General features: G+C 71.2%; 21 protein-coding genes and 1 pseudogene. 14 read left to right on the forward strand and 8 right to left on the reverse strand.

Annotated elements, in window-relative coordinates:
* Window positions 1-196: 196 nt before the first annotated feature.
* Window positions 197-1,234 (reverse strand): M4 family metallopeptidase, encoded by a 1,038-nt coding sequence (locus tag E2E34_RS14680; RefSeq protein ID WP_244315744.1) that lies wholly within the window; start codon window positions 1,232-1,234, stop codon window positions 197-199.
* A gap of 104 nt (window positions 1,235-1,338) precedes the next feature.
* On the opposite strand from E2E34_RS14680, the gene E2E34_RS14685 reads away from it, so the two are divergent.
* From E2E34_RS14685 to E2E34_RS14735, 12 genes are all read left to right on the forward strand, one after another.
* Window positions 1,339-1,908, forward strand: coding sequence for a GNAT family N-acetyltransferase (locus E2E34_RS14685; protein WP_138902361.1), 570 nt, complete (start codon window positions 1,339-1,341; stop codon window positions 1,906-1,908).
* Window positions 1,909-2,100: 192 nt separating this feature from the next.
* Window positions 2,101-2,184, forward strand: coding sequence for a putative leader peptide (locus tag E2E34_RS37235; protein WP_355250053.1), 84 nt, complete (start codon window positions 2,101-2,103; stop codon window positions 2,182-2,184).
* Window positions 2,185-2,373: 189 nt separating this feature from the next.
* Window positions 2,374-4,071 carry a nitrite/sulfite reductase gene (locus E2E34_RS14690; protein ID WP_138902362.1) on the forward strand — a complete coding sequence of 566 codons (1,698 nt, stop codon included), beginning with the start codon at window positions 2,374-2,376 and terminating at the stop codon, window positions 4,069-4,071.
* Window positions 4,068-4,247 (forward strand): hypothetical protein, encoded by a 180-nt coding sequence (locus E2E34_RS14695; RefSeq protein ID WP_138902363.1) that lies wholly within the window; start codon window positions 4,068-4,070, stop codon window positions 4,245-4,247. The genes E2E34_RS14690 and E2E34_RS14695 overlap by 4 nt, the downstream gene beginning before the upstream one ends.
* Complete coding sequence (locus tag E2E34_RS14700) at window positions 4,244-4,939, forward strand: phosphoadenylyl-sulfate reductase (protein ID WP_138902364.1); 696 nt, start codon at window positions 4,244-4,246, stop codon at window positions 4,937-4,939. The genes E2E34_RS14695 and E2E34_RS14700 overlap by 4 nt, the downstream gene beginning before the upstream one ends.
* Window positions 4,921-5,496: an adenylyl-sulfate kinase gene (gene cysC / locus E2E34_RS14705; protein WP_386716576.1), complete on the forward strand. Its 576-nt coding sequence runs from the start codon at window positions 4,921-4,923 to the stop codon at window positions 5,494-5,496. Before E2E34_RS14700 ends, cysC begins: the two co-directional genes overlap by 19 nt.
* On the forward strand, window positions 5,493-6,431 hold the full coding sequence (gene cysD / locus E2E34_RS14710; protein ID WP_138902366.1) for a sulfate adenylyltransferase subunit CysD: 939 nt from the start codon (window positions 5,493-5,495) through the stop codon (window positions 6,429-6,431). The genes cysC and cysD overlap by 4 nt, the downstream gene beginning before the upstream one ends.
* A 2-nt stretch (window positions 6,432-6,433) precedes the next feature.
* Window positions 6,434-7,771 carry a sulfate adenylyltransferase subunit 1 gene (locus tag E2E34_RS14715; RefSeq protein WP_138902367.1) on the forward strand — a complete coding sequence of 446 codons (1,338 nt, stop codon included), beginning with the start codon at window positions 6,434-6,436 and terminating at the stop codon, window positions 7,769-7,771.
* 233 nt (window positions 7,772-8,004) lie between these two features.
* The gene (locus E2E34_RS14720) at window positions 8,005-9,117 is read left to right on the forward strand and encodes an aliphatic sulfonate ABC transporter substrate-binding protein (protein ID WP_138902368.1); all 1,113 of its coding nucleotides are present in this window, start codon (window positions 8,005-8,007) and stop codon (window positions 9,115-9,117) included.
* Between the two features lie 43 nt (window positions 9,118-9,160).
* Window positions 9,161-9,958: an ABC transporter ATP-binding protein gene (locus tag E2E34_RS14725; RefSeq protein ID WP_138902369.1), complete on the forward strand. Its 798-nt coding sequence runs from the start codon at window positions 9,161-9,163 to the stop codon at window positions 9,956-9,958.
* Window positions 9,945-10,838 (forward strand): ABC transporter permease, encoded by an 894-nt coding sequence (locus E2E34_RS14730; RefSeq protein WP_138902370.1) that lies wholly within the window; start codon window positions 9,945-9,947, stop codon window positions 10,836-10,838. The genes E2E34_RS14725 and E2E34_RS14730 overlap by 14 nt, the downstream gene beginning before the upstream one ends.
* Before the next feature lie 5 nt (window positions 10,839-10,843).
* Window positions 10,844-11,614 carry a sirohydrochlorin chelatase gene (locus tag E2E34_RS14735; RefSeq protein ID WP_167518288.1) on the forward strand — a complete coding sequence of 257 codons (771 nt, stop codon included), beginning with the start codon at window positions 10,844-10,846 and terminating at the stop codon, window positions 11,612-11,614.
* 133 nt (window positions 11,615-11,747) lie between these two features.
* Here the strand turns inward: E2E34_RS14735 and E2E34_RS14740 are convergent, their stop codons facing one another.
* Window positions 11,748-12,296, reverse strand: coding sequence for a DUF1697 domain-containing protein (locus E2E34_RS14740; RefSeq protein WP_138902371.1), 549 nt, complete (start codon window positions 12,294-12,296; stop codon window positions 11,748-11,750).
* 77 nt (window positions 12,297-12,373) lie between these two features.
* On the reverse strand, window positions 12,374-13,573 hold the full coding sequence (locus E2E34_RS14745; RefSeq protein ID WP_138902372.1) for a S8 family peptidase: 1,200 nt from the start codon (window positions 13,571-13,573) through the stop codon (window positions 12,374-12,376).
* A 382-nt stretch (window positions 13,574-13,955) separates the two neighbouring features.
* On the opposite strand from E2E34_RS14745, the gene E2E34_RS14750 reads away from it, so the two are divergent.
* Window positions 13,956-16,229: an MMPL family transporter gene (locus tag E2E34_RS14750; RefSeq protein WP_138902373.1), complete on the forward strand. Its 2,274-nt coding sequence runs from the start codon at window positions 13,956-13,958 to the stop codon at window positions 16,227-16,229.
* A 60-nt stretch (window positions 16,230-16,289) separates the two neighbouring features.
* On the opposite strand, the gene E2E34_RS14755 is transcribed toward E2E34_RS14750, so the two are convergent.
* From E2E34_RS14755 to E2E34_RS14775, 5 genes and pseudogenes are all read right to left on the reverse strand, one after another.
* Entirely contained in the window at window positions 16,290-16,772 is a 483-nt protein-coding gene (locus E2E34_RS14755) for a hypothetical protein (protein WP_244315746.1), read from the reverse strand.
* Between the two features lie 51 nt (window positions 16,773-16,823).
* Window positions 16,824-18,061 (reverse strand): annotated as a pseudogene (gene mgt / locus E2E34_RS14760) (macrolide-inactivating glycosyltransferase).
* A gap of 18 nt (window positions 18,062-18,079) precedes the next feature.
* The gene (locus E2E34_RS14765; RefSeq protein WP_138902375.1) at window positions 18,080-19,405 is read right to left on the reverse strand and encodes an ABC transporter substrate-binding protein; all 1,326 of its coding nucleotides are present in this window, start codon (window positions 19,403-19,405) and stop codon (window positions 18,080-18,082) included.
* The gene (locus tag E2E34_RS14770) at window positions 19,405-20,244 is read right to left on the reverse strand and encodes a carbohydrate ABC transporter permease (protein WP_208765244.1); all 840 of its coding nucleotides are present in this window, start codon (window positions 20,242-20,244) and stop codon (window positions 19,405-19,407) included. The genes E2E34_RS14765 and E2E34_RS14770 overlap by 1 nt, the downstream gene beginning before the upstream one ends.
* Window positions 20,241-21,158 (reverse strand): carbohydrate ABC transporter permease, encoded by a 918-nt coding sequence (locus tag E2E34_RS14775; RefSeq protein ID WP_138902376.1) that lies wholly within the window; start codon window positions 21,156-21,158, stop codon window positions 20,241-20,243. Before E2E34_RS14775 ends, E2E34_RS14770 begins: the two co-directional genes overlap by 4 nt.
* Window positions 21,159-21,280: 122 nt before the next feature.
* Between E2E34_RS14775 and E2E34_RS14780 the strand changes: the two genes are divergently transcribed.
* The coding region (locus E2E34_RS14780) for a phosphotransferase (protein ID WP_341870219.1) at window positions 21,281-21,639 on the forward strand (359 nt) is incomplete at its 3' end.

A 21,639-nucleotide genomic window follows, 5' to 3' on the forward strand; every position in this document is an offset into this window, starting at 1 on the left:
TAAAAGGGGGGCGCGGCCCGGCCGGGGTCCGGGGACGGGGCGCACCGGGGGCGCCCCTCACCGCCGGTCCCGCCCTCGCGGCGGACGGCGAACCCCGGCGGCGGGCAGTCGCCCTCGCGCACCGGCTGCGACCAGCGGCCGTCCGGCGCGGCGCCTCTCCCCCGCCGGCGGGAGGCCGGCGGGGGAAGCGGGCGTACTAGACGCCCGGGATCCCGCGGGCCCGGAAGGCGTCCCGTACCGCCGTCTCGGCCGCCGCGCCGTGCATCGCGCGGGCGGTGGCGATCGTGGTGCGGGCCGCGTCCGAGAAGCTGGTGTCCGGGGCGAAGCCGAACTGGGCGTTCACGATGACGCGGTCCGCCGTGCGCGCGCCGAGCCGCGAGCGGATGTCGAAGAGCGCCCGGGACCAGATCTGGCCGTCGGCGTGCACCTGGCCGACCCGGTCGTCGTACACCTTGTCGCCGTCTACGCGGCGCAGGCAGTGCGGCGCGGTCGAGGAGTAGGAGACCGCGTCCCAGTCCGCGACGCACGCCAGGTCGGCCTTGAGGGGCCAGCCGTACTTCGCCGCCGCGTGCGCGCCGACCGTCACGGCGAGGTAGTCGCCGAACGCCTCACCGATCGCGCCCGCCTCCACCGACGTGCCGAAGCCGGGCACCTGCGCGTGGTGCACGGCGTGGCCGTACTCGTGCATGACGACGTCGGCGTCCTCGGCGTCGTCGACGCCGCCCTTGCCGAAGCGGATCTCCGCCTTCTTGTCGGTGAAGAAGGAGTTGTCGGAGCCCCACTGGTTGATACGGATCGGCTGCGCCCGGTCGTTGGCCCCGGGCAGTTCGCTGCCGAAGCCGAGGCCCTGGAGGTACTCCTGCGACTCGTTGACCCAGAAGTAGGCCATGACCTGCTCGAACTGGTCGTCGTGGCGGTCGTACGCCCCCGCGTCCGCGATCTTCGCGGAGGCGCCGGTGTCCGATCTCACGGAGGCCCACCTGCCGGACAGCCCGCCGCTCGCGTCGAGGTTGCGCAGGGCGGCGGCGGCGTAGGCGGACGAGGGGACGGCGGCCGCGGAGTCCTTCGCGTCGGTCAGCGACTGGTCGTTCGAGGACTGGACGGGGTTGACCATGAAAAGGCGGGCCTGCGGACCGGCCGATGCTCCGGCGGGCACGGTCAGTGCCGTCAGGGAGGCGAGGGCCGCGGTGAGGGTGGCCGCGACGAGCAGGCCGCGGGGTGTGCGACGGGACATGGACATCCTTCTGCCAAGGGATGCGGGGGGTGGCGTGGCGCGGCGAGATCATCCCGTACGCGCCCGGCTTTGGCCAGGGCCCGGGCGCATGGTTCGCTTGCCGCATGAGCACCGTGACCGTGACCACCTGGTCCCTGGAACAGACCTCTCCCGACGATCTGCGGCCGGCCGCGGCGCCGCCCGGTGACCTGCGGATCGTCCGGGCGGAGATCCCCTCCCCCGAGTTCAGCCGCTTCCTCTACACGGCGGTGGGCGGCGACATCCGGTGGACGGACCGGCTCGGGCTCACGTACGAGCAGTGGCGGGCGGCGCTGGACCGGCCGGGTGTCGAGACCTGGGTCGCGTACGAGAACGGCACTCCCGCCGGGTACGTCGAACTGGACCCGCAGGACGAGGGCGTCGTGGAGATCATGTACTTCGGTCTGCTCCCGGCCTTCCGGGGTCGGCGGATCGGCGGCCATCTGCTGTCCTACGGGGTCGCGCGCGCGTGGGACCTGGCCGAGCGGTGGCCGCAGCGGCCGCAGACGAAGCGGGTGTGGCTGCACACATGCAGCAAGGACGGGCCGCACGCCATGGACAACTACCTGCGGCGGGGCTTCCGGCTCTTCGAGACGAAGACCGCCGAGGAGGCGGACGTGGCGAGCCCGGGGCCGTGGCCCGGAGCGCGGGCCTGAGCGACCTGCGGGCGAGGGCCGGAACCCGCGCCCGGGTGGCCGGTCCCGGACCGGCCCGGGACCGGCCGACGGACCCGGCCGAAAGTCGCCGCGAAAGTGACCGGTGACACACCGTCTCGCCATTCGGGACATTGTTGTCCACATTGTGGGCGGTGGTGGACTGGCCGGAGATCCCCGTGACACGCTTCCGTCATGTCTTCAGCTGGAGTTGCCTTGGTGAGTCGGCGGCACGTCGACCTCGGCCGCATGTCCAGCGCCATCTGTCCGGTGGGCTGACAGCACAGCACCGCCGCACCCACTAGCCGTCCCCGCCGTCGCGGACGAGCCGGCCACCCCGATACGCGCGTGATCCCCGCCCACCCGGCGGGGCACTCCGGTCTGCCGTGTCCGACCGTCTTTCGCTGGTCATGGGGACGGTCGGCGCGTACCGCCACCCCTTGAGCCGCCAGAGAAGGACGAACAACCATGGCCGCCACGCCGGATAAGCCCGCTACCGTCACGCCCCGCCGCAAGGCCGGACGCCACCGTGGCGAGGGTCAGTGGGCCGTAGGTCACTTCACCCCCCTCAATGGCAACGAGCAGTTCAAGAAGGACGACGACGGTCTCAATGTGCGGACACGCATTGAGACGATCTACTCCAAGCGGGGCTTCGACTCCATCGACCCCAACGACCTGCGCGGACGCATGCGCTGGTGGGGCCTCTACACCCAGCGCAAGCCCGGGATCGACGGCGGCAAGACCGCGATCCTGGAGCCGGAGGAGCTGGACGACGAGTACTTCATGCTCCGCGTGCGCATCGACGGCGGCCGGCTGACCACCGAGCAGCTGCGCGTCATCGGTGAGATCTCGCAGGAGTTCGCGCGCGGGACGGCCGACCTCACCGACCGGCAGAACGTCCAGTACCACTGGATCCGGATCGAGGACGTACCGGAGATCTGGCGGCGGCTCGAAGAGGTCGGGCTCTCGACGACCGAGGCGTGCGGCGACACGCCCCGCGTCATCCTCGGCTCGCCCGTCGCGGGCATCGCCGAGAACGAGATCATCGACGGCACCCCCGCCATCGACGAGATCCAGCGCCGCTTCATCGGCAACCCGGACTTCTCCAACCTGCCCCGCAAGTTCAAGTCCGCGGTGTCCGGCTCCCCGCAGCTCGACGTCGCGCACGAGATCAACGACGTCGCGTTCGTCGGCGTCGAGCACCCCGAGCACGGGCCCGGCTTCGACCTGTGGGTCGGCGGCGGCCTGTCCACCAACCCCAAGCTGGGTGTCCGGCTGGGCGCCTGGGTGCCGCTCGACGAGGTCCCGGACGTCTACGGCGGCGTCATCGGCATCTTCCGCGACTACGGCTACCGGCGCCTGCGCACCCGCGCCCGCCTGAAGTTCCTCGTCGCCGACTGGGGTCCGGAGAAGTTCCGCCAGATCCTGGAGGACGAGTACCTCAAGCACAAGCTCGTCGACGGTCCCGCGCCCGAGCAGCCCACCGGCACCTGGCGCGACCACCTCGGTGTGCACCGGCAGAAGGACGGCCGCTTCTACGTCGGCTTCGCCCCGCGCGTCGGCCGCGTGGACGGCGCAACGCTGACCAAGATCGCCGACCTGGCCGGCGCGCACGGCTCCGGCCGGCTGCGGACCACCGCCGAGCAGAAGATGATCGTGCTCGACGTCGAGGAGGCGCAGGTCGAGTCGCTGGTCGCCGGCCTGGAGGCGATGGACCTGCGGGTCACGCCGTCCCCCTTCCGGCGCGGCACGATGGCCTGCACCGGCATCGAGTTCTGCAAGCTGGCGATCGTCGAGACGAAGGCGCGCGGCGCGTCGCTCATCGACGAGCTGGAGCGGCGCATCCCGGAGTTCGACGAGCCCATCACCATCAACATCAACGGCTGCCCCAACGCCTGCGCCCGTATCCAGGTGGCGGACATCGGTCTCAAGGGTCAGCTGGTCCTGGACTCCGACGGCAACCAGGTCGAGGGCTTCCAGGTGCACCTGGGCGGCGCGCTCGGTCTCGAGGCCGGTTTCGGCCGCAAGGTCCGCGGCCTGAAGGTCACCTCGGCCGAGCTGCCCGACTACGTCGAGCGCGTCCTGCTCCGCTTCCAGGAGCAGCGCGAGTCCGGCGAGCGGTTCGCCACCTGGGTGGCCCGCGCGGGCGACGGGGACCTGTCATGAGCGAGCGTGCGGCGCCGTTCCACTGCCCGTACTGCGGCGACGAGGACCTGCGGCCCAACGAGACCGGTCACGGCGCGTGGGAATGCGCGGCGTGCAACCGCGCCTTCCAGTTGAAGTTCCTCGGGCTGCTCGCCCGCGGGGTCCGGCGCGACGACGGTGGAGGGGACGAGATATGACAGTGGTTCAGGAAGATCTCAAGTCGCTGGCGGAACAAGCCGGGCGGGACCTCGAAGAGGCCTCCGCCCTGGACATCCTCAAGTGGGCCGCCGACACCTTCGGTGACCGCTTCTGCGTGACCTCCTCCATGGAGGACGCCGTCGTCGCCCACCTCGCCTCCCGCGCCAGGCCCGGCGTGGACGTCGTGTTCCTCGACACCGGCTACCACTTCCCGGAGACCATCGGGACGCGGGACGCCGTCGAGGCCGTCATGGACGTCAACGTCATCACGCTGCTGCCCTGGCAGTCCGTCGAGGAGCAGGACGCCGAGTACGGGCCGAAGCTGCACGACCGCGACCCCGACCTGTGCTGCGCCCTGCGCAAGGTCAAGCCGCTGGAGGACGGGCTCAAGGGCTACCGCGCCTGGGCGACCGGCCTGCGCCGCGACGAGTCCCCGACCCGGGCGAACACCCCGGTCGTCGGCTGGGACGAGAAGCGGCAGAAGGTCAAGATCTCGCCGATCGCCCGCTGGACGCAGGAGGACGTGGAGGCGTACGTCGCCGAGCACGGCGTCCTCACCAACCCGCTGCTGATGGACGGTTACGCGTCCGTCGGCTGCGCGCCCTGCACCCGCAGGGTCGAGGAGGGCGAGGACGCCCGGGCCGGCCGCTGGGCCGGGCGCAACAAGACGGAATGCGGGCTGCACGGCTGATGACGAACGATCAGGAGAACCACGTGACTGGGGCCACTGTCTGGCTCACGGGTCTGCCGAGCGCCGGCAAGACCACCATCGCCTACGAGCTGGCCGCGCGGCTGAAGGCCGAAGGCCGCCGTGTCCAGGTGCTGGACGGCGACGAGATCCGCGAGTTCCTCTCGGCGGGCCTCGGCTTCAGCCGCGAGGACCGGCACACCAACGTCCAGCGGATCGGTTACGTCGCCGAACTGCTCGCCCGCAACGGCGTGCTGGCCCTGGCGCCCGTCATCGCGCCGTACGCGGACAGCCGCGAGGCCGTACGCAAGCGCCACCAGAGCGAGGGCACCGCGTACCTGGAGGTGCACGTCGCCACGCCGGTGGACGTGTGCTCCGTACGCGACGTGAAGGGTCTGTACGCCAAGCAGGCGGCCGGCGAGATCTCCGGACTCACCGGGGTCGACGACCCCTACGAGGCTCCCGAGTCGCCCGACCTGCGCATCGAGTCGCACCAGCAGACCGTGCAGGAGTCCGCAGCCGCGCTGCACGCGCTGCTCACCGAAAGGGGTCTGGCATGACGACGACCGCCACCAGCGTCAACGAGGGCACCGACAGCCCGTACGCGCTCAGCCACCTGGACGCCCTGGAGTCCGAGGCCGTCCACATCTTCCGCGAGGTGGCGGGCGAGTTCGAGCGGCCGGTGATCCTCTTCTCCGGCGGCAAGGACTCCATCGTCATGCTGCACCTGGCGCTCAAGGCGTTCGCGCCGGCGCCGGTCCCCTTCTCGCTGCTGCACGTCGACACCGGGCACAACTTCCCGGAGGTGCTGGAGTACCGCGACCGCACGGTCGCCGAGCACGGGCTGCGGCTGCACGTCGCGTCCGTGCAGGAGTACATCGACGCCGGGAAGCTGCGGGAGCGGCCGGACGGCACGCGCAACCCGCTCCAGACCGTGCCGCTGACCGAGGCCATCCAGCAGCACCGCTTCGACGCGGTGTTCGGCGGCGGGCGGCGCGACGAGGAGAAGGCGCGCGCCAAGGAGCGGGTGTTCTCGCTGCGCGACGAGTTCTCCGCGTGGGACCCGCGCCGCCAGCGCCCCGAGCTGTGGCAGCTCTACAACGGCCGCCACGCGCCGGGCGAGCACGTGCGCGTGTTCCCGCTGTCCAACTGGACCGAGCTGGACGTGTGGCAGTACATCGCCCGCGAGAAGATCGAACTTCCGGCCATCTACTACGCCCACGAGCGTGAGGTGTTCGCCCGCAACGGCATGTGGCTGACGGCGGGCGAGTGGGGCGGCCCCAAGGAGCACGAGCGGGTCGAGACACGGCTGATCCGCTACCGCACAGTCGGTGACATGTCCTGCACGGGCGCCGTGGACTCCGACGCCACGACGCTCGAAGCCGTGATCGCCGAGATCGCCGCCTCCCGGCTCACCGAGCGGGGCGCGACCCGCGCCGACGACAAGATGTCCGAGGCCGCGATGGAAGACCGCAAGCGCGAGGGGTACTTCTAACCATGACCACCACCACGGGCCTGACCGAGCAGTTGTCGGCCACCACCCTGCTGCGTTTCGCGACGGCCGGTTCCGTCGACGACGGCAAGTCCACCCTCGTGGGGCGGCTGCTGCACGACTCCAAGTCGATCCTCACCGACCAGTTGGAGGCCGTCGAGGCGGCGTCCCTCAAGCGCGGTCAGGAGGCGCCCGACCTGGCCCTGCTGACCGACGGTCTGCGGGCCGAGCGCGAGCAGGGCATCACCATCGACGTGGCGTACCGCTACTTCGCGACCGCGCGCCGCCGGTTCATCCTCGCCGACACCCCCGGGCACGTGCAGTACACCCGGAACATGGTGACGGGCGCGTCCACCGCCGAGCTGGCGGTCGTGCTGGTCGACGCCCGCAACGGCGTCGTCGAGCAGACCCGCCGCCACGCGGCGGTGGCGGCCCTGCTGCGCGTCCCGCACGTGGTGCTGGCCGTCAACAAGATGGACCTGGTCGAGTACGCCGAGCCCGTCTTCGCCGCGATCGCCGAGGAGTTCACGGCGTACGCCGCCTCGCTGGGCGTGCCGGAGATCACCGCGATCCCGATCTCGGCGCTGGCCGGTGACAACGTCGTGGAGCCCTCGGCGAACATGGACTGGTACGGCGGCCCGACCGTGCTGGAGCACCTGGAGACGGTCCCGGTCAGCCACGACCTGGCGAGCTGCAAGGCCCGCTTCCCCGTCCAGTACGTGATCCGCCCGCAGACCGCCGAGCACCCCGACTACCGGGGTTACGCCGGCCAGATCGCGTCCGGGGCGCTGCGCGTGGGCGAGGAGGTGACGGTGCTCCCGTCGGGCCGTACGTCGACGATCGCCGGCATCGACGCGCTGGGCGAGGCCGTCGACATCGCGTGGGCGCCGCAGTCGGTGACCGTCACGCTCGCCGACGACCTGGACATCTCGCGCGGCGACCTGATCGCGCCGAGCGGTTCCGCGCCGCGCACCACGCAGGACGTCGAGGCGACCGTCTGCCACGTGGCGGACCAGCCGCTCACCGTGGGCCAGCGGGTGCTGCTCAAGCACACCACCCGCACGGTCAAGGCGATCGTCAAGGAGATCCCGTCGCGGCTGACGCTGGACGACCTGTCCCAGCATCCGGACCCGGGCCGGCTCGTCGCCAACGACATCGGCCGGGTGAAGGTCCGTACCGCCGAGCCGCTCGCGCTCGACGCGTACCGCGACTCGCGCCGCACGGGATCGTTCCTGCTGATCGACCCGGCGGACGGTACGACGCTGGCGGCCGGCATGGCGGGCGACTCGTTCGCCGCCGAGACGGTGAAGGCCGTGGCGGACGACGAGGGGTGGGACTTCTGATGCCACCCCTCGACATCTACGCGACGTTCGCGAAAGAGGGCGGCCGCGTCGGCAGCGGCACCCTCGGCAGCGGCCAGGGCGGGGTCGGGCGATGTGCCCGATGACGTACGCGCACCGCTTGCGCGCCCTGCCGCACCACCGTCCGCCGTACCGACGAAGACCCGCCGGATTCCCGGGCACACCCCGCTCAGCGCGAGAGGTGTGACGCCGGGCCATCGAGAGGAACGCCTCCCGTGCAAGCCCCCCGTACCACCCTTCGCCGCAGCCTCGCCGCTGCCGCCGCCCTGCCGCTGCTGATCGGCGTGCTGGGTGCCTGCGGCTACGGTTCGAAGGCCGAGAAGGACGACAAGGTCGCCCCCGTCGCCAAGGGCGAGAAGATCGGCGGCGTCGACGAAGTCCGGATCGGCTACTTCGCGAACGTCACCCACGCCACCGCCCTGGTCGGCCTCCAGAAGGGCCTGATCCAGAAGGAGCTCGGCGGCACCGAGGTCAAGCCGCAGGTCTTCAACGCGGGCCCGTCGGAGATCGAGGCCCTCAACGCCGGCGCCATCGACATCGGCTGGATCGGCCCCTCCCCCGCGATCAACGGCTTCACGAAGTCCCAGGGACAGAACCTCAGGATCATCTCGGGTTCGGCCTCCGGCGGCGTCTCGCTCGTGGTCGACCCGAAGAAGATCAAGTCCCTGGACGACCTCGAGGGCAAGCGCATCGCGACGCCGCAGCTCGGCAACACGCAGGACGTGGCGCTGCTGAACTACCTGTCGGAGAAGGGCCTGAAGGTCGACCCCGACACCGGCAAGGGCGACGTCTCCGTCGTCCGTCAGGACAACAAGGAGATCCCCGCCTCCTTCGAGTCCGGCGCGCTGGACGGCGCCTGGGTCCCGGAGCCCACCGCGTCCAAGCTGGTCGCGGGCGGCGGCAAGGTGCTGCTCGACGAGAGGAAGCTCTGGAAGGACGGCAAGTTCGTCATCACGAACGTGATCGTCTCCCAGAAGTTCCTCAAGGAGCACCCGGACGTCGTCGAGGCGGTGCTGCGCGGCTCCGTGAAGAGCAACGCCTGGATCAAGGCCAACCCCGACGAGGCGAAGGCCGTCGTCAACGCCAAGCTCAAGGCGGACTCCGGCAAGGAGCTGCCCGCCGAGGTGCTCGACCCGGCCTTCGCGAACGTCGAGACGACCAATGACCCGCTCGCCTCGACGCTGCGCGACGAGGCGGATCACGCGGTGAAGGCCGGCCTCCTCAAGGACCCGGTGCTCGACGGCATCTACGACCTGACGCTCCTCAACAAGGTGCTGAAGGCCGAGAAGCAGCCCGCCGTCGAGGACGCCGGACTCGGCGCCAAGTAACCGCCCCTTCCCGCAACCGGAACGCCCTCAGGAGGTGAGGCTCATGGCCACCACACTCGACCTCAAGCAGTCCGCCGCGCCCGTGGACACGGCTCAGTACGCCGCACGGATCGACCACGTGTCGAAGTCGTTCGGCCGGCCCGGCGCGCAGCAGCTCGTACTGGACGACATCAGCATCGATGTCGCGCCGGGCGAGTTCGTGACCCTGCTGGGGGCTTCCGGCTGCGGCAAGTCGACCCTGCTCAACCTGGTCGCCGGGCTCGACCGGCCGTCCGCGGGCACCATCGACGTGCCCGGCGGACGGCCCGCCCTGATGTTCCAGGAGCACGCGCTCTTCCCGTGGCTGACGGCGGGCAAGAACATCGAACTGGCCCTGAAGATGCGGGGCATGGCGAAGGCCGAGCGGCGCGGCGAGGCCGAGCGGCTGCTGGAGCTCGTACGACTGAAGGGGGCGTACGGGAAGCGGGTGCACGAGCTGTCGGGCGGTATGCGCCAGCGCGTCGCTCTGGCGCGTGCGCTCGCCCAGGACAGCGACCTGCTGCTGATGGACGAGCCGTTCGCGGCGCTGGACGCCATCACCCGCGACGTACTGCACGAGGAACTGACGCGGATCTGGTCCGAGACCAGCGTGTCGGTCCTCTTCGTCACCCACAACGTCCGCGAGGCCGTCCGCCTCGCCGAGCGCGTGGTGCTGCTGTCGTCCCGTCCGGGGCGCATCGCGCGCGAGTGGAAGGTCGGCATCCCGCAGCCGCGCCGGATCGAGGATTCCGCGGTCGCCGACCTGTCCGTAGAGATCACTGAACAGCTGCGGGGGGAGATCCGCCGACATGGCCAGCACTGATACGAGGGACGCGCGTCCCAAGAACGACCTGGCGGGCCTGGAGGCCGGCCTGGACGCCCTGGAGACCACGCACTCCACCGAGCGGGTCGGCCTCGGGCGGGTCCTGCTGGCCAAGGTGGTGCCGCCGCTGGTGGCCATCGCCCTGGTCCTCACCCTGTGGCAGCTCGCCGCCGCCTCGGACCTCAAGCCGGACTACGTCCTGCCGGGCCCGCTCGACGTGTGGCACTCCGTCGAGCAGATGTGGCTCGACGGCACGCTGCTGGGCTACATCTGGACCAGCGTCTCGCGCGGAGCCCTCGGCTTCGCGGTCTCGGTCGCCATCGGCACGCCGCTCGGCCTGCTGGTCGCGCGGGTGAAGGTGGTACGGGCGGCGATCGGGCCGATCCTGTCCGGGCTCCAGTCGCTGCCGTCGGTGGCGTGGGTGCCCGCCGCGATCATCTGGTTCGGGCTGACCGACGCGACCATCTACGCGGTGGTGCTGCTGGGCGCCGTACCGTCGATCGCGAACGGGCTCGTCGCCGGCGTCGACCAGATCCCGCCGCTGTACCTGCGGGCCGGCCGCACCATCGGGGCCACCGGGATCAACGGCATCCGGCACGTCCTGCTGCCGGCCGCGCTGCCGGGGTACCTGGCCGGCCTGAAGCAGGGCTGGGCGTTCTCGTGGCGCTCGCTGATGGCGGCCGAGCTGATCGCCAACTCGCCGGACCTCGGGACGGGTCTGGGACAGCTGATGGAGAACTTCCGCACCTACAGCGACATGTCGGGTGTGCTGGCCACCATCATCCTGATCCTGGTCGTCGGCATCGGCATCGACCTGCTGTTCTTCTCCCCGCTGGAGCGCCGCGTGCTGCGCAGCCGTGGCCTGCTGACCAAGGGCTGATCACCATGTTCCGTCGTCCGGTTCTCCTCGTCGTGGCGCACGGCAGCCGCGATCCGCGGCACGCCGCGACCGTGCACGCGCTCGTGGCGCGGGTGCGGGCGCTGCGGCCCGGGCTGCGCGTGGAGACCGGGTTCCTGGACTTCAACGCCCCGGCGGTGCCCCGGGTGCTGGAGGGCCTCGCGGCCGAGGGTGTACGGGACGTGGTGGCCCTGCCGCTGCTGCTGACCCGCGCGTTCCACGCGAAGGCCGACATCCCCGCCGTACTCCACGAGGCGTCGGCGCGGCTGCCGCGCCTGCGGATCCACCAGGCGGGGGTGCTCGGCCCTTCACCGCTGCTGCTCACCGCGCTGGAGCGGCGGCTGTACGAAGCCGGGCTGACGCCCGGTGACAAGAGCTCGACCGGGGTCGTTCTGGCCTCGGCGGGCTCCTCGGACCCGGAGGCGATCGCAGTGATCGCTGAAATCGCGCGGGAGCTGCGGCACACCGGTTGGTGCGCCGTGCGGCCTGCGTTCGCCTCCGCTGTATCTGCCGGGCGCCCCCGTACCGAGGACGCGGTACGGGACGTGCGGGCGGTCCCCGGGGTGCGGCGGGTCGCCGTCGCCCCGTACGTCGTCGCTCCCGGCTTCCTGCCGGACCGGATCGCGCGCGGGGCGCGGGAGTCGGGCGCGGAGGTGCTGGGAGAGGTACTGGGCGCGTGCCCGGAGCTGGCCCGGCTGCTGCTGACGCGCTACGACGAGGCCCGGGTGCCGGTCGGCCTGGCGGCGGTCAGCGCGTAGGCCCGCGGGATGCGCACGTATCCCTCAGCCCGCGTCCACCGGGGCCGTCAGGTGCGCCGCCGTCACTGATCCGGCGCGCGGGTGCCGGCCACCGCCCCCGCCCCGATGACGGCATGGCGCGTGCGGCGGGACGTCATCGTGTCATCTCCACGAGCCGGGCGACCGTGTTCCAGTTTCGGGTGGTCGCGCTGATCCCCTTGAGGAGGGCCGGCTTGGCGAGCGCTTCGGCGAGCTTGGAGCGGCCGAGGCCGTCCGGTGCGTAGAGGTAGAGGGCGCGGTCGCCGAGGCGGAACTCCTCGGGGAGGTACGCCGCCGGGTCGACGGGGGCGAAGCGGTCGGCGGTCACGGGCCGGGAGAAATACGTGACGTGCAGCTGCTTGCCCTCCAGCTCGGCCGCAGGAAAGGGACAAGCGTCCGCCACGGCCGCGAGGTAGGGGCCGCTGCGGACCAGGCAGTCGACGCGGAACCCGAAGTGCTTCTCGACGGCCCGTTCGAGGGCGGCGGCGAGGGCGTCCTCGGAGTCCCCCGCGTCGGTGGTGAAGACGGCGTTGCCGCTCTGGAGGTACGTGCGGACGTCCCGGTGGCCCAGTTCCGCGAGCAGCTCCCGGAGCTCCGCCATCGGCACCTTCTTGTGCCCGCTCACATTGATTCCGCGCAGCAGAGCGGCGTACGTCATGGTCATGGCCCACACGATAGGCGGCCGCCGCACCCCGTGGGGGAGAGTACGACGACCGCCCGTTCGGGGCTGGGGCCGTGTCCTTACTCGACGACCTTCAGCAGCTTGTTCGGGGTGCCCTCGCTCGGGTTGCCGATCTTGTCGGCGGTGGCGCCGTCGGTCAGCGCCTTGGCGACGGCGTCCGGGGTGGCGTCCTTGTGGCCGGCGAGGTAGACCGCGGCGGCGCCGACGACGTGGGGGGTCGCCATGGAGGTGCCGGAGATGGTCTTGGTGCCCTCGTCGCTGTCGTTCCAGGAGGAGGTGATGTCCGAGCCCGGCGCGTAGATGTCGACCACCGCGCCGAAGTTGGAGAAGTCGGACTGGGCGTCGTCCTTGGTGCTGGAGGCGACCGTGATGGCCTCCTTCACGCGGGACGGCGAGCCCTGGCCGGCGTCGCTCGACTCGTTGCCCGCCGCGACGCCGTAGGTGACGCCGGAGGCGATGGACTTGCGTACCGCCTCGTCGAGGGCCTCGTCGGCGCCGCCGCCGAGGCTCATGTTGGCGACGGACGGGCCCTGGTGGTTCTTGGTGACCCAGTCGATGCCGGCGACGACGCCCTCGGTGGTGCCCGAGCCCTGGTCGTCCAGGACACGGACGGCGACGATCTTCGCCTTCTTGGCCACGCCGTGCGCGGCGCCCGCTATGGTCCCGGCGACGTGCGTGCCGTGGCCGTTGCCGTCGTCGGCGGAGTCGTCGTTGTCCACGGCGTCGAAGCCGTGGCTCGCACGGCCCTCGAAGTCCTTGTGCGAGATGCGGACACCGGTGTCGATGACGTACGCCGTGACACCCTCGCCCGCGTTGTCCGGGTAGGTGTACTTGCTGTCGCCGGCCGTGTCGGCCTGGTCGATGCGGTCGATGCCCCAGGACGGCGGGTTGTCCTGCGTCGCGTTGATCGTGAACTTCTTGTTCTGGACGACCTTGGCGACGGACGGGTCGGCGGCGAGGCGCTTGGCCTCGGTCTCCGAAAGGCCGCTCGCGGAGAAGCCGTTGATGGCGGAGCTGTAGTTCCGCTGGAGCTTGCCGCCGTACTCCTTGGCCAGATCCTGCTTGTCTGCCTTCTCGTCCAGCATCACGATGTAGCTGCCGGCGACGGCGCCCTTGGCGTCGGCTCCGTAGACGTGGCCCTGGGCGGCGGGTGCCGCTCCGGCGAAGGACGAGCCGAGTACGGTCACTCCGGCCGCCGCCGCTACGGCGGTGATCGCCGCGGTGAGCTTCAGACGGCTGGAACGCTTGTGAAGTGCCATGAAGAGGGGTCTCCTCGTCAAAATGTGGGGGGAATGGCCTCCGGACCGGAAGATCTCCCGGGGCTGACTCGAAACCCTGACCGATTGACGCGCTCAGATCAAGACCTTCATGCGCCTGTTACTTACATAACAAGGTTTCGTAATAAGAAAACGGTCAGCGCGCGCCAAGTCGGGCAGCCCACCTCAACCCCCTTTACGTGTAAGGGGCTTGCGTCCCGGCCTTCCCCCTCAGGGGGAGACGTCTCCTCCCCCCAGGGTGGAGAAGTCCGGCCCACGGCTCGGCAAGCAGCAGGAGGGAACCCGGCGGCCGCACCCCTAGCTTCGTCAGTGGAGGTGGCGGCGCGGTGCCGCGACCCCTGGAGCACGAGGGGGCTGGCCGGTCATGGGGAAGGCAAGGAGCGCGGCGAAGGACACCGCCGCCGGGGGGATAGCCGCCCGGGCCGGCGCGTGGAGCGCCCGGCACCGGTGGGCGGCGGTGGGCATCTGGGTGCTCTTCGTCGTCCTGGCCATGGGACTGGGCTCGGCGGTGGGGCGGGTCGACGTCAAGGACAGCCAGCAGCTGTCCGGCGAGGTCGGCACGGCGATGCGGATCGTCGAGGAGGCGGAACTCGAGGAACCGGCGGGCGAGAGCGTACTGATCCAGTCGGACACCGAGGGAACGACCAGCGGCGACCCGGAGTTCCGCCGGGCCGTGGAAGCGGTGATGACCGCCGTGGAGGGCACCGGTGACGTGGCCGCGGTGACCTCGCCGTACGACACCGGGACGATCTCCAAGGACCGCCGCAGCGCCCTGGTGCAGTTCACTCTGCGCGGCGACCCCGACTCGGCCTCGGAGCGGGTCGAGCCGGTCCTGAAGGCCGTCGCGGGCGTCCAGGACGAGCACCGGGGGCTGGTGATCGAGGAGATCGGCAGCGCCAGCATGAACAAGACCTTCGAAGACGCCTTCGGTGACGACTTCAAACAGGCCGAACTCTCCGCCGTGCCGGTCGCGCTGGGCATCCTGCTGATCGCGTTCGGCGCGCTCGTCGCCGCGCTGCTGCCGGTCGCGCTCGCCATCACCGCCATCCTGGCGACGATGGGCCTGATGGGCGTCGTGAGCCACGTCCAGCCGATGAGCGAGACGGCGAACTCGGTGATGCTGCTGGTCGGACTCGCGGTCGGCGTCGACTACTGCCTGTTCTACCTGCGGCGCGAGCGGGAGGAGCGGGAGGCCGGGCACGATCCGCAGACCGCGCTGCGGATCGCGGCGGCGACCAGCGGGCGGGCCGTCGTCGTCTCCGGCGTGACGGTGTGCGTGGCGATGGCGGGGATGCTCTTCACCGGGCTCGCGGAGTTCGAGGCGATGGGCCTGGCCTCGCTGATGGTCGTCGCGGTGGCGATGGTCGGCTCGGTCACCGTACTGCCCGCGCTGCTCTCCCTGCTGGGCGAGCGCGTCGAGAAGGGCCGCGTGCCGCTGATCGGGCGGCTCAAGCGCGGTGGGGTCAACGGCGAGAGCCGGTTCTGGCGTGCGGTGCTCGCGCGCGTGCTGCGCAGGCCGAAGCTGTCGCTGGTGCTGGCGGTCGGTCTGCTGGTCGCGATCGCGGCGCCGGCGGTCGGCATGAAGACGCAGAACCTCACGCTGGACCAGGAGTTCGGCGACTCGGTGCCGATCGTCCGTACCTACGAGCGGCTCAACGCGGCCTTCCCCGGCGGCGCGGACCCGGCCGAGGTCGTGGTGAAGGCCGACGACATCGACGCCGCGCCGGTGCGCCGGGCCATCGCGGACTTCCGGGAGCGGGCCGTGTCGTCGGGCGCCTCGCAGGGACCGGTCGAGGTCGTCACGCACGCGAAGGAGAACATCGCGATCATCGACGTGCCGCTGGTCGGCGGCTCGGATCAGGAGCGGGCCGAGAAGAGCCTGGACCTGCTGCGCGACGAGGTGCGCCCCCAGACCCTGGGCAAGGTCGCGGGTGTGGAGGCGCCGATCAGTGGGCAGGTGGCCGGCTCGAAGGACTTCAACGACCAGATCGTCGGCGCGGTGGTGCCGGTGTTCGCCTTCGTCGTGGTCTTCGCGTTCCTGCTGATGCTGCTCTGCTTCAGGTCGCTGACGATCGCGGTCACCTCGATCGTGCTCAACCTGTTGTCGGTGGGCGCGGCGTACGGAATCCTGACCGCCGTGTTCCAGCACGGCTGGGGCGCCTCACTGGTCGGCGCGGAGGGCGTGGGCGCGATCATCTCGTGGCTGCCGCTGTTCCTCTTCGTGATCCTCTTCGGGCTCTCGATGGACTACCACGTCTTCGTCGTCTCCCGGATCCGTGAGGCGCGGATGCGGGGCAGGACCACCCGGGACGCCATCGCGCACGGCGTGGTGACGACGGCGGGGGTGGTGACGAGCGCGGCGGTCATCATGGTCGCGGTGTTCGCCATCTTCGGCACGCTCTCGATGCAGTCGATGAAGCAGATGGGCGTGGGGCTCGCGACGGCCGTCCTCATCGACGCCACGATCATCCGGGGCGTCCTGCTGCCGGCGGTGATGGCGCTGCTCGACGACCGCAACTGGTACCTGCCCAGGTGGCTGCGGTGGCTGCCGGACCTGACCCACGACGAGTCGGCGGTCGCGCCGCCGCCGCCGGCGTCCTCGCGGGCCGAGGAGGAGCCGGAGCGGATACGCGTCTGAGCCGCGTGAGCGCGCGGGCGGCCCGCACACCCTCGGGGGCGTGCGGGCCGCCTTCTCGAATCACATCCCCGCGGCCGGGTCACCGTCGCCGAGCGCGACCCACCAGTGCCCGTCGTCCTTGACGAGCAGAAGCTCCTGCCGCTGCCCGGTCTTGTCGTACACCAGCTCCACCTGCTGGAAGTAGTCCACCAGTCCTTCGGCGACTGTGGCCTCCACGTGCCCCCGCGCCCCCGCGCCGTACTTCCCCACGAGCGTGCGCGCCTCGGCGTCGGGCCGGTCGTAGTCCGGTCCCGCGAGCCGCGCCAGCCCTTCGGCATCCCCGGCCTTGAGCCGCTGCACGTACACCCTGAGCAGGCCGTCGACGTCCTCGGCCGTCTCCGCGACGTCGGGGTACCGGGACGTGTGCGCCCTCACCGTGACGTCGGCCGACGGCGTGTCGGCCAGGGCGTACGGCGGCCGGAACCACGTCGTCCATGCGCCGGCCGCCACGGCGGTCGCCGTGAGCGCGCTTCCGCAGACCAGCGCGAACCACTTGCGTTTCACTTTCCGTACCCCCCGTGCCGGTCTCCGACGATCACGCAGACGCTACCCCGGTCACGCGACGGGCAGTTGCGCCTCGATGAGGTCGGCGGCCCGGGCGGTGCCTCCCTCGGCCGCCATACCCGCGCGGATCTCCGCTGCCCTGCGGGCCACCTCCGGGTCGTCGAGGAGGCCGAGGACGGCGGCGCGCAGGGCCTCGGCGGTCGCGTCCGCGGTGTCGATCCTGCGGGCGACACCGAGCGAGACGAGCATGTCGGCGTTGCCGAACTGGTCGACGGCCTGCGGCACGGCGACCATCGGCGTACCGGTGGCGAGGCCCTCCTGGCTGCCGCCGGCTCCCGCGTGGGTGATGAAGGCGTCGGCCTGCTGGAGGACGGCCAGTTGGGGCACCCAGTCGCGCACCTCGATGTTGGCGGGCACCTCGCCGAGCTCGGACGCCTCGACGAACCTGCCGATCTGGAGCACCACATGCCAGCCCGGCAGGTCGCCGAAGGCCTTGACGCACTCCCGGTAGAAGTCCGGCACCTTGGTGAACGTCGAACCGAGCGACACCAGCAGGACTTTGTCCGCACCGGCCGGGCGCTGCCAGCCGCCCTGGCCCGCCCGGTCGCCCTGGCAGGCGCCGACGAAGGAGTGGACCGACTCGTCGACCCGGTCGGCGTGGGGCTGGAGGACTTTGGGGATCAGGACGATGCTGCGGGGCGGGCGGCCCGTGAAGGCGTCGGGGTCCAGACCCTCCAGACCGTTCTCCGCCAGCCAGGCGCGGAAGCGCGCGTAGTACGCCCGCCCCCGCTCGGACTGCTTCAGCTCGGCGAACATCGGCTCCGCGACCTCTTCCTCGTACCCCTCCCAGGCGACCAGGTTCGGGGAGAGCGAGACGGCGGGCACGCCCCAGCGGTGGGCGAGGACGCGGGCCGGGTAGGAGGTGATGTCGTGGAGGACGAGATCCGGCTCGTCCCCGTCGAACGCCTCGGCCAGTTGGGGCAGCGCCTGGATCGCGTCGTTCAGGAACGGCTCGATGTTGTCGATCAGCTCCGTGCCCCACGCCTCCGGGTTGTCCTCGGTGGGGAGGGTCGTGGTGTAGCGGACCGGGTCGGCTCCCGTGACGGCGACCCGGTCGGCGAAGGACGGCGGGATCGCGTACGAGACGCGGTGGCCACGGTCGACGAGCTCCCGGATCACTTCGATGCTCGGGTTCACGTGCCCGGGGGCGGCGATGGAGAACATGGCGATGTGGGCACGCCTGCGTGATGTCATGCCGCCACCATAACGAGACGAGACGTCTCGTGCAACCTATACCCCCTCCTCCTTCAGCGCTGGTAGCGGGCGAGGACCAGGTTTCCGTCCTCCACCAGGCGCTTCTCCAGCTCCTGCGCGTCGATCGCGCCGCTGTAGTACTCCTGATAGGCGGGGGTCGCCACCTTGTCCTTCCATTCGGGGTAGCCGCGCACGGACTGGGCCGGCGCCGGGACCAGGTGCTCGGCGAGCGCGGCGCCGGTCGCCCAGCCGTCCTTCTCCGCGCGCAGGGCGGGGTCCTTCAGAGCGGCGGCGCCGGTCGGCAGCATCCAGTCGCCCTTGGCGAGGCGCGCCATGTTCGAGGGCCGCAGAAAGAAGTCGATGAACTCCATCGCCTCCTTCTTGTACGGGCTGTCTCGCGCGATCGAAAGTGTCTGCGGGCTCACCCCCTGCGTGGGGCCGTCGGCGCCCGCCGGGGCCGGCAGCACCTTCCACGCGAAGCCCTCGGGCGCCTGCTGGACGATCTGCTGCCGGTAGGAGAAGCCGAGCGGCACCATGGCGTACTTGCCGCCGAAGAAGCCGGGCAGGGTGTCGGAGCCGCCCATGCCGAGCGTGGCGGCCGACGCGCTCCGGTCGGTGCCGACCTGGTCGTGGATCGTGCGCGGGACGACGGCGTCGCCTTCGGTGAAGCGCACCTTCACCTTGCCGTCGGTTCCCCGGTGGAAGAGCTGCCCGCCCGCCGAGAGCCCGAGGTTCAAGGTGGCCGAGACCGGGTCCTTGAGGGGCCAGGCGACACCGTACGTCTTTCCGTCGCCGCCGCTCAGTTCTTTGGCTACCTGACGGAACTCGGCCCAGGACCATGGGTTCCTGACGGTCGGCACGCGTACACCGGACGCCTTGAGGATCTTCTCGTTCGCGATCAGGACCCTCGGCTCCTGGAGAAACGGCACGCCGTACACCCCCTGGCCGAAGGTCGCCGTCTGCCAGCTGCGCCGGGGGATGTCGTTCTTGAGCCGGGCGGGCAGCAGCTCGCGCAGATCGGCGAGGTAGCCGCCGTGTGCGAAGTCGGCGAGGTCGTCCGAGGCGTCGTGGATGATGTCCGGCGCCTCACCGCCCTCGAAGGACGTCAGCAACTGGTCGTGGACGCTGTCCCAGCTGCCCTGGACGTACTCGACCCGGACGCCGGGGTGCGCGGCGTTCCACTCGTCGACGAGTTCCCTGTTGGCGTCGACGGACTCCTTCTGCCAGGCGAGGGACTGGAAACGCAGGGTGATCACGCCGTCGGCGTCCTTCCCGCGGCCGTCGTCCGAGCAGCCGGTGAGCAGCAGCGCGAGGACGGCGGCCGCGGCGCCCAGCCGCGTGCGCCGCACGGTCGTCGCGCGTCCGGTCAGACCTCGCATCACGCCTTCACCGCCCCGGCCGTCATCCCGCCCGTGATGCGCTTCTGGATGAGGGCGAAGACGACGAGGGAGGGGAGCGTGGCGAGGCAGGCGGCGGCGGCGAGCGGGCCGAGGTCGGCCACGCCCTCGGCGCCGAGGAAGTGGGTGAGGACGACCGGCAACGTCTGCGTCGAAGGGGTCTTGAGCAGGACGAGCGCGAAGAAGAACTCGTTCCACGCGGTGATGAACGCGAACAGCGCGGTGGCGACGATGCCGGGGGCCAGCAGGGGGGCGACGACGGAGACGAGCGTCCGGAGCCTGCTCGCGCCGTCGACGGCGGCTGCCTCCTCCAGCTCGCGCGGTACGGCCCTCACGTAACCGACCAGCATCCAGAGCGCGAAGGGCAGCGACCACACGACGTACACCATGACCAGGCCGACCAGGGAGTTGATGAGGTGGAGGTTCTTGAGGATCAGGAACAGCGGGATGATCACGAGGACGAAGGGGAACGCCTGACTGACCACGACCCAGCCGGTGGCGGCGGCGGACAGCTTGGTGCGGTGGCGGGCCATGACGTACGCCATCGGGGTCGCGAGGAGGACCGCGATCACGGCCGCCGACAGCGCGGCGACGAGGCTGTTGAGCGCCGCCGCCAGCAGGGGCTGTTCGTCGAACGCCTGGCGGAAGTTGTCGAGGGTCGGGCTGTGCGGGATCCAGGTGGGGTGCAGTGAGCCGAGCTCGCGCGGCGGCTTGAAGGCCGTCGAGACGAGCCACAGGAACGGGAAGGCGAGAAAGACCAGGTAGGCGAGGAGCGCGAGGTACTGGCCGGCGCGCGCGGACCTGCTGGTACGGATCGTCACTGGTCGTCGCCTCCCTTCAGGCGGCCCACGAGGTAGAAGGCGAGCATCACCGAGATCACCGCGACCATGACGCAGCCCATCGCGGCGGCGTACCCGAACTGGCCGTACCGGAAGGCCTGCTCGTACGCGAAGAGCATGGGGAGGCGGGTGCGGCCGCCGGGGCCGCCGTTGGTCAGGACGTAGACCAGCGCGAAGGAGTTGAAGTTCCAGATGAAGTTGAGCGCGGTGATCGCGAGGGCGACCGGTTTGACGGCGGGCCAGGTGACGGTACGGAAGCGGCGCCACGCCCCCGCGCCGTCGAGGGCGGCCGCTTCGTGCAGTTCGGGCGGGGTGTTCTGGAGGCCGGCGAGCAGGGCGACCGTCGTCTGCGGCATGCCCGCCCAGACGCCGACGAGGATCACGGCGGGCAGGGCGGTGGCGAGGCCGGTCAGCCAGTCGCGCCCGTCGCCCAGGCCGAGGTCCCGGACGGTCTCGTTCAGGATGCCGGCGTCGGGGTTGTAGACCAGCCGCCACATGATGCCGACGACCACTTCGGGCATGGCCCAGGGAATGATCGCGAGCGCCCGGGCCAGCCAGCGGAAGCGGAGGTTCTGGTTGAGCAGAAGGGCCAGGCCGAGGGCCAGCAGGAACTGCGGAACGGTCACGCCGACCGCCCACAGCAGGCCGATCCGGAACGAGTCCCAGAACAGCGTGTCGTGCAGCAGGTCCTGGAAGTTCAGCAGCCCGGTCCACTGGGTGGCGGTGGTGCGGCCCGACTGGGAGTCGGTGAAGGCGAGGGCGACGCCGTAGAGCAGCGGGCCGACGCTGAGGACGAGGATGGGGATGAGCGCGGGCAGCACCAGGAACCAGGCGCCGTGGTCCGCGCCCCTGCGGGAACCTCTGCCGGACCGCGCCTTCGCGGTCGTGGATATCACGTGATCGGCTCCTTCGGGCGGCTCGGCCGTTCGGACCACGGCCGCCCCGGCGGCCCCCGTCATCGTGCTGACGGGTCGTCGGTTCGTCAACCCCACCTGCGGTGATGCGAGAATCCGTGGTCATGGACGAGACACGAGCACGCGAGGTCCTGGCCACCGCCGGGCTTCCCGCCACCGCCGACGACGCGCAGCTGCTGGCGCTGGGCGAGAACGCGGTGTTCGCGGCCGGCGCCCTGGTCGCCAAGGTGGGGCGGCGCGACCCGGAGCTGACGGCCCGCGCCGAGCGCGAACTGGCCGTGGCCGCCTGGCTCGCCTCCTCGGGCGTCCCCGCCGTCCGGGCCGCGGAACCGAAGCCGCGCGTGGTGGACGGCCACCCGGTGACGCTGTGGCACCGGCTGCCCGCGTCCGTACGGCCCGCCGGCGGCCGGGACCTGGCGGAGCTGCTGCGCCTGGTCCACGCTCTGCCCTGTCTCTTATACAG

The organism is Streptomyces albidochromogenes, from assembly GCF_005981925.1.
Taxonomy (GTDB): Bacteria; Actinomycetota; Actinomycetes; order Streptomycetales; family Streptomycetaceae; genus Streptomyces; species Streptomyces albidochromogenes.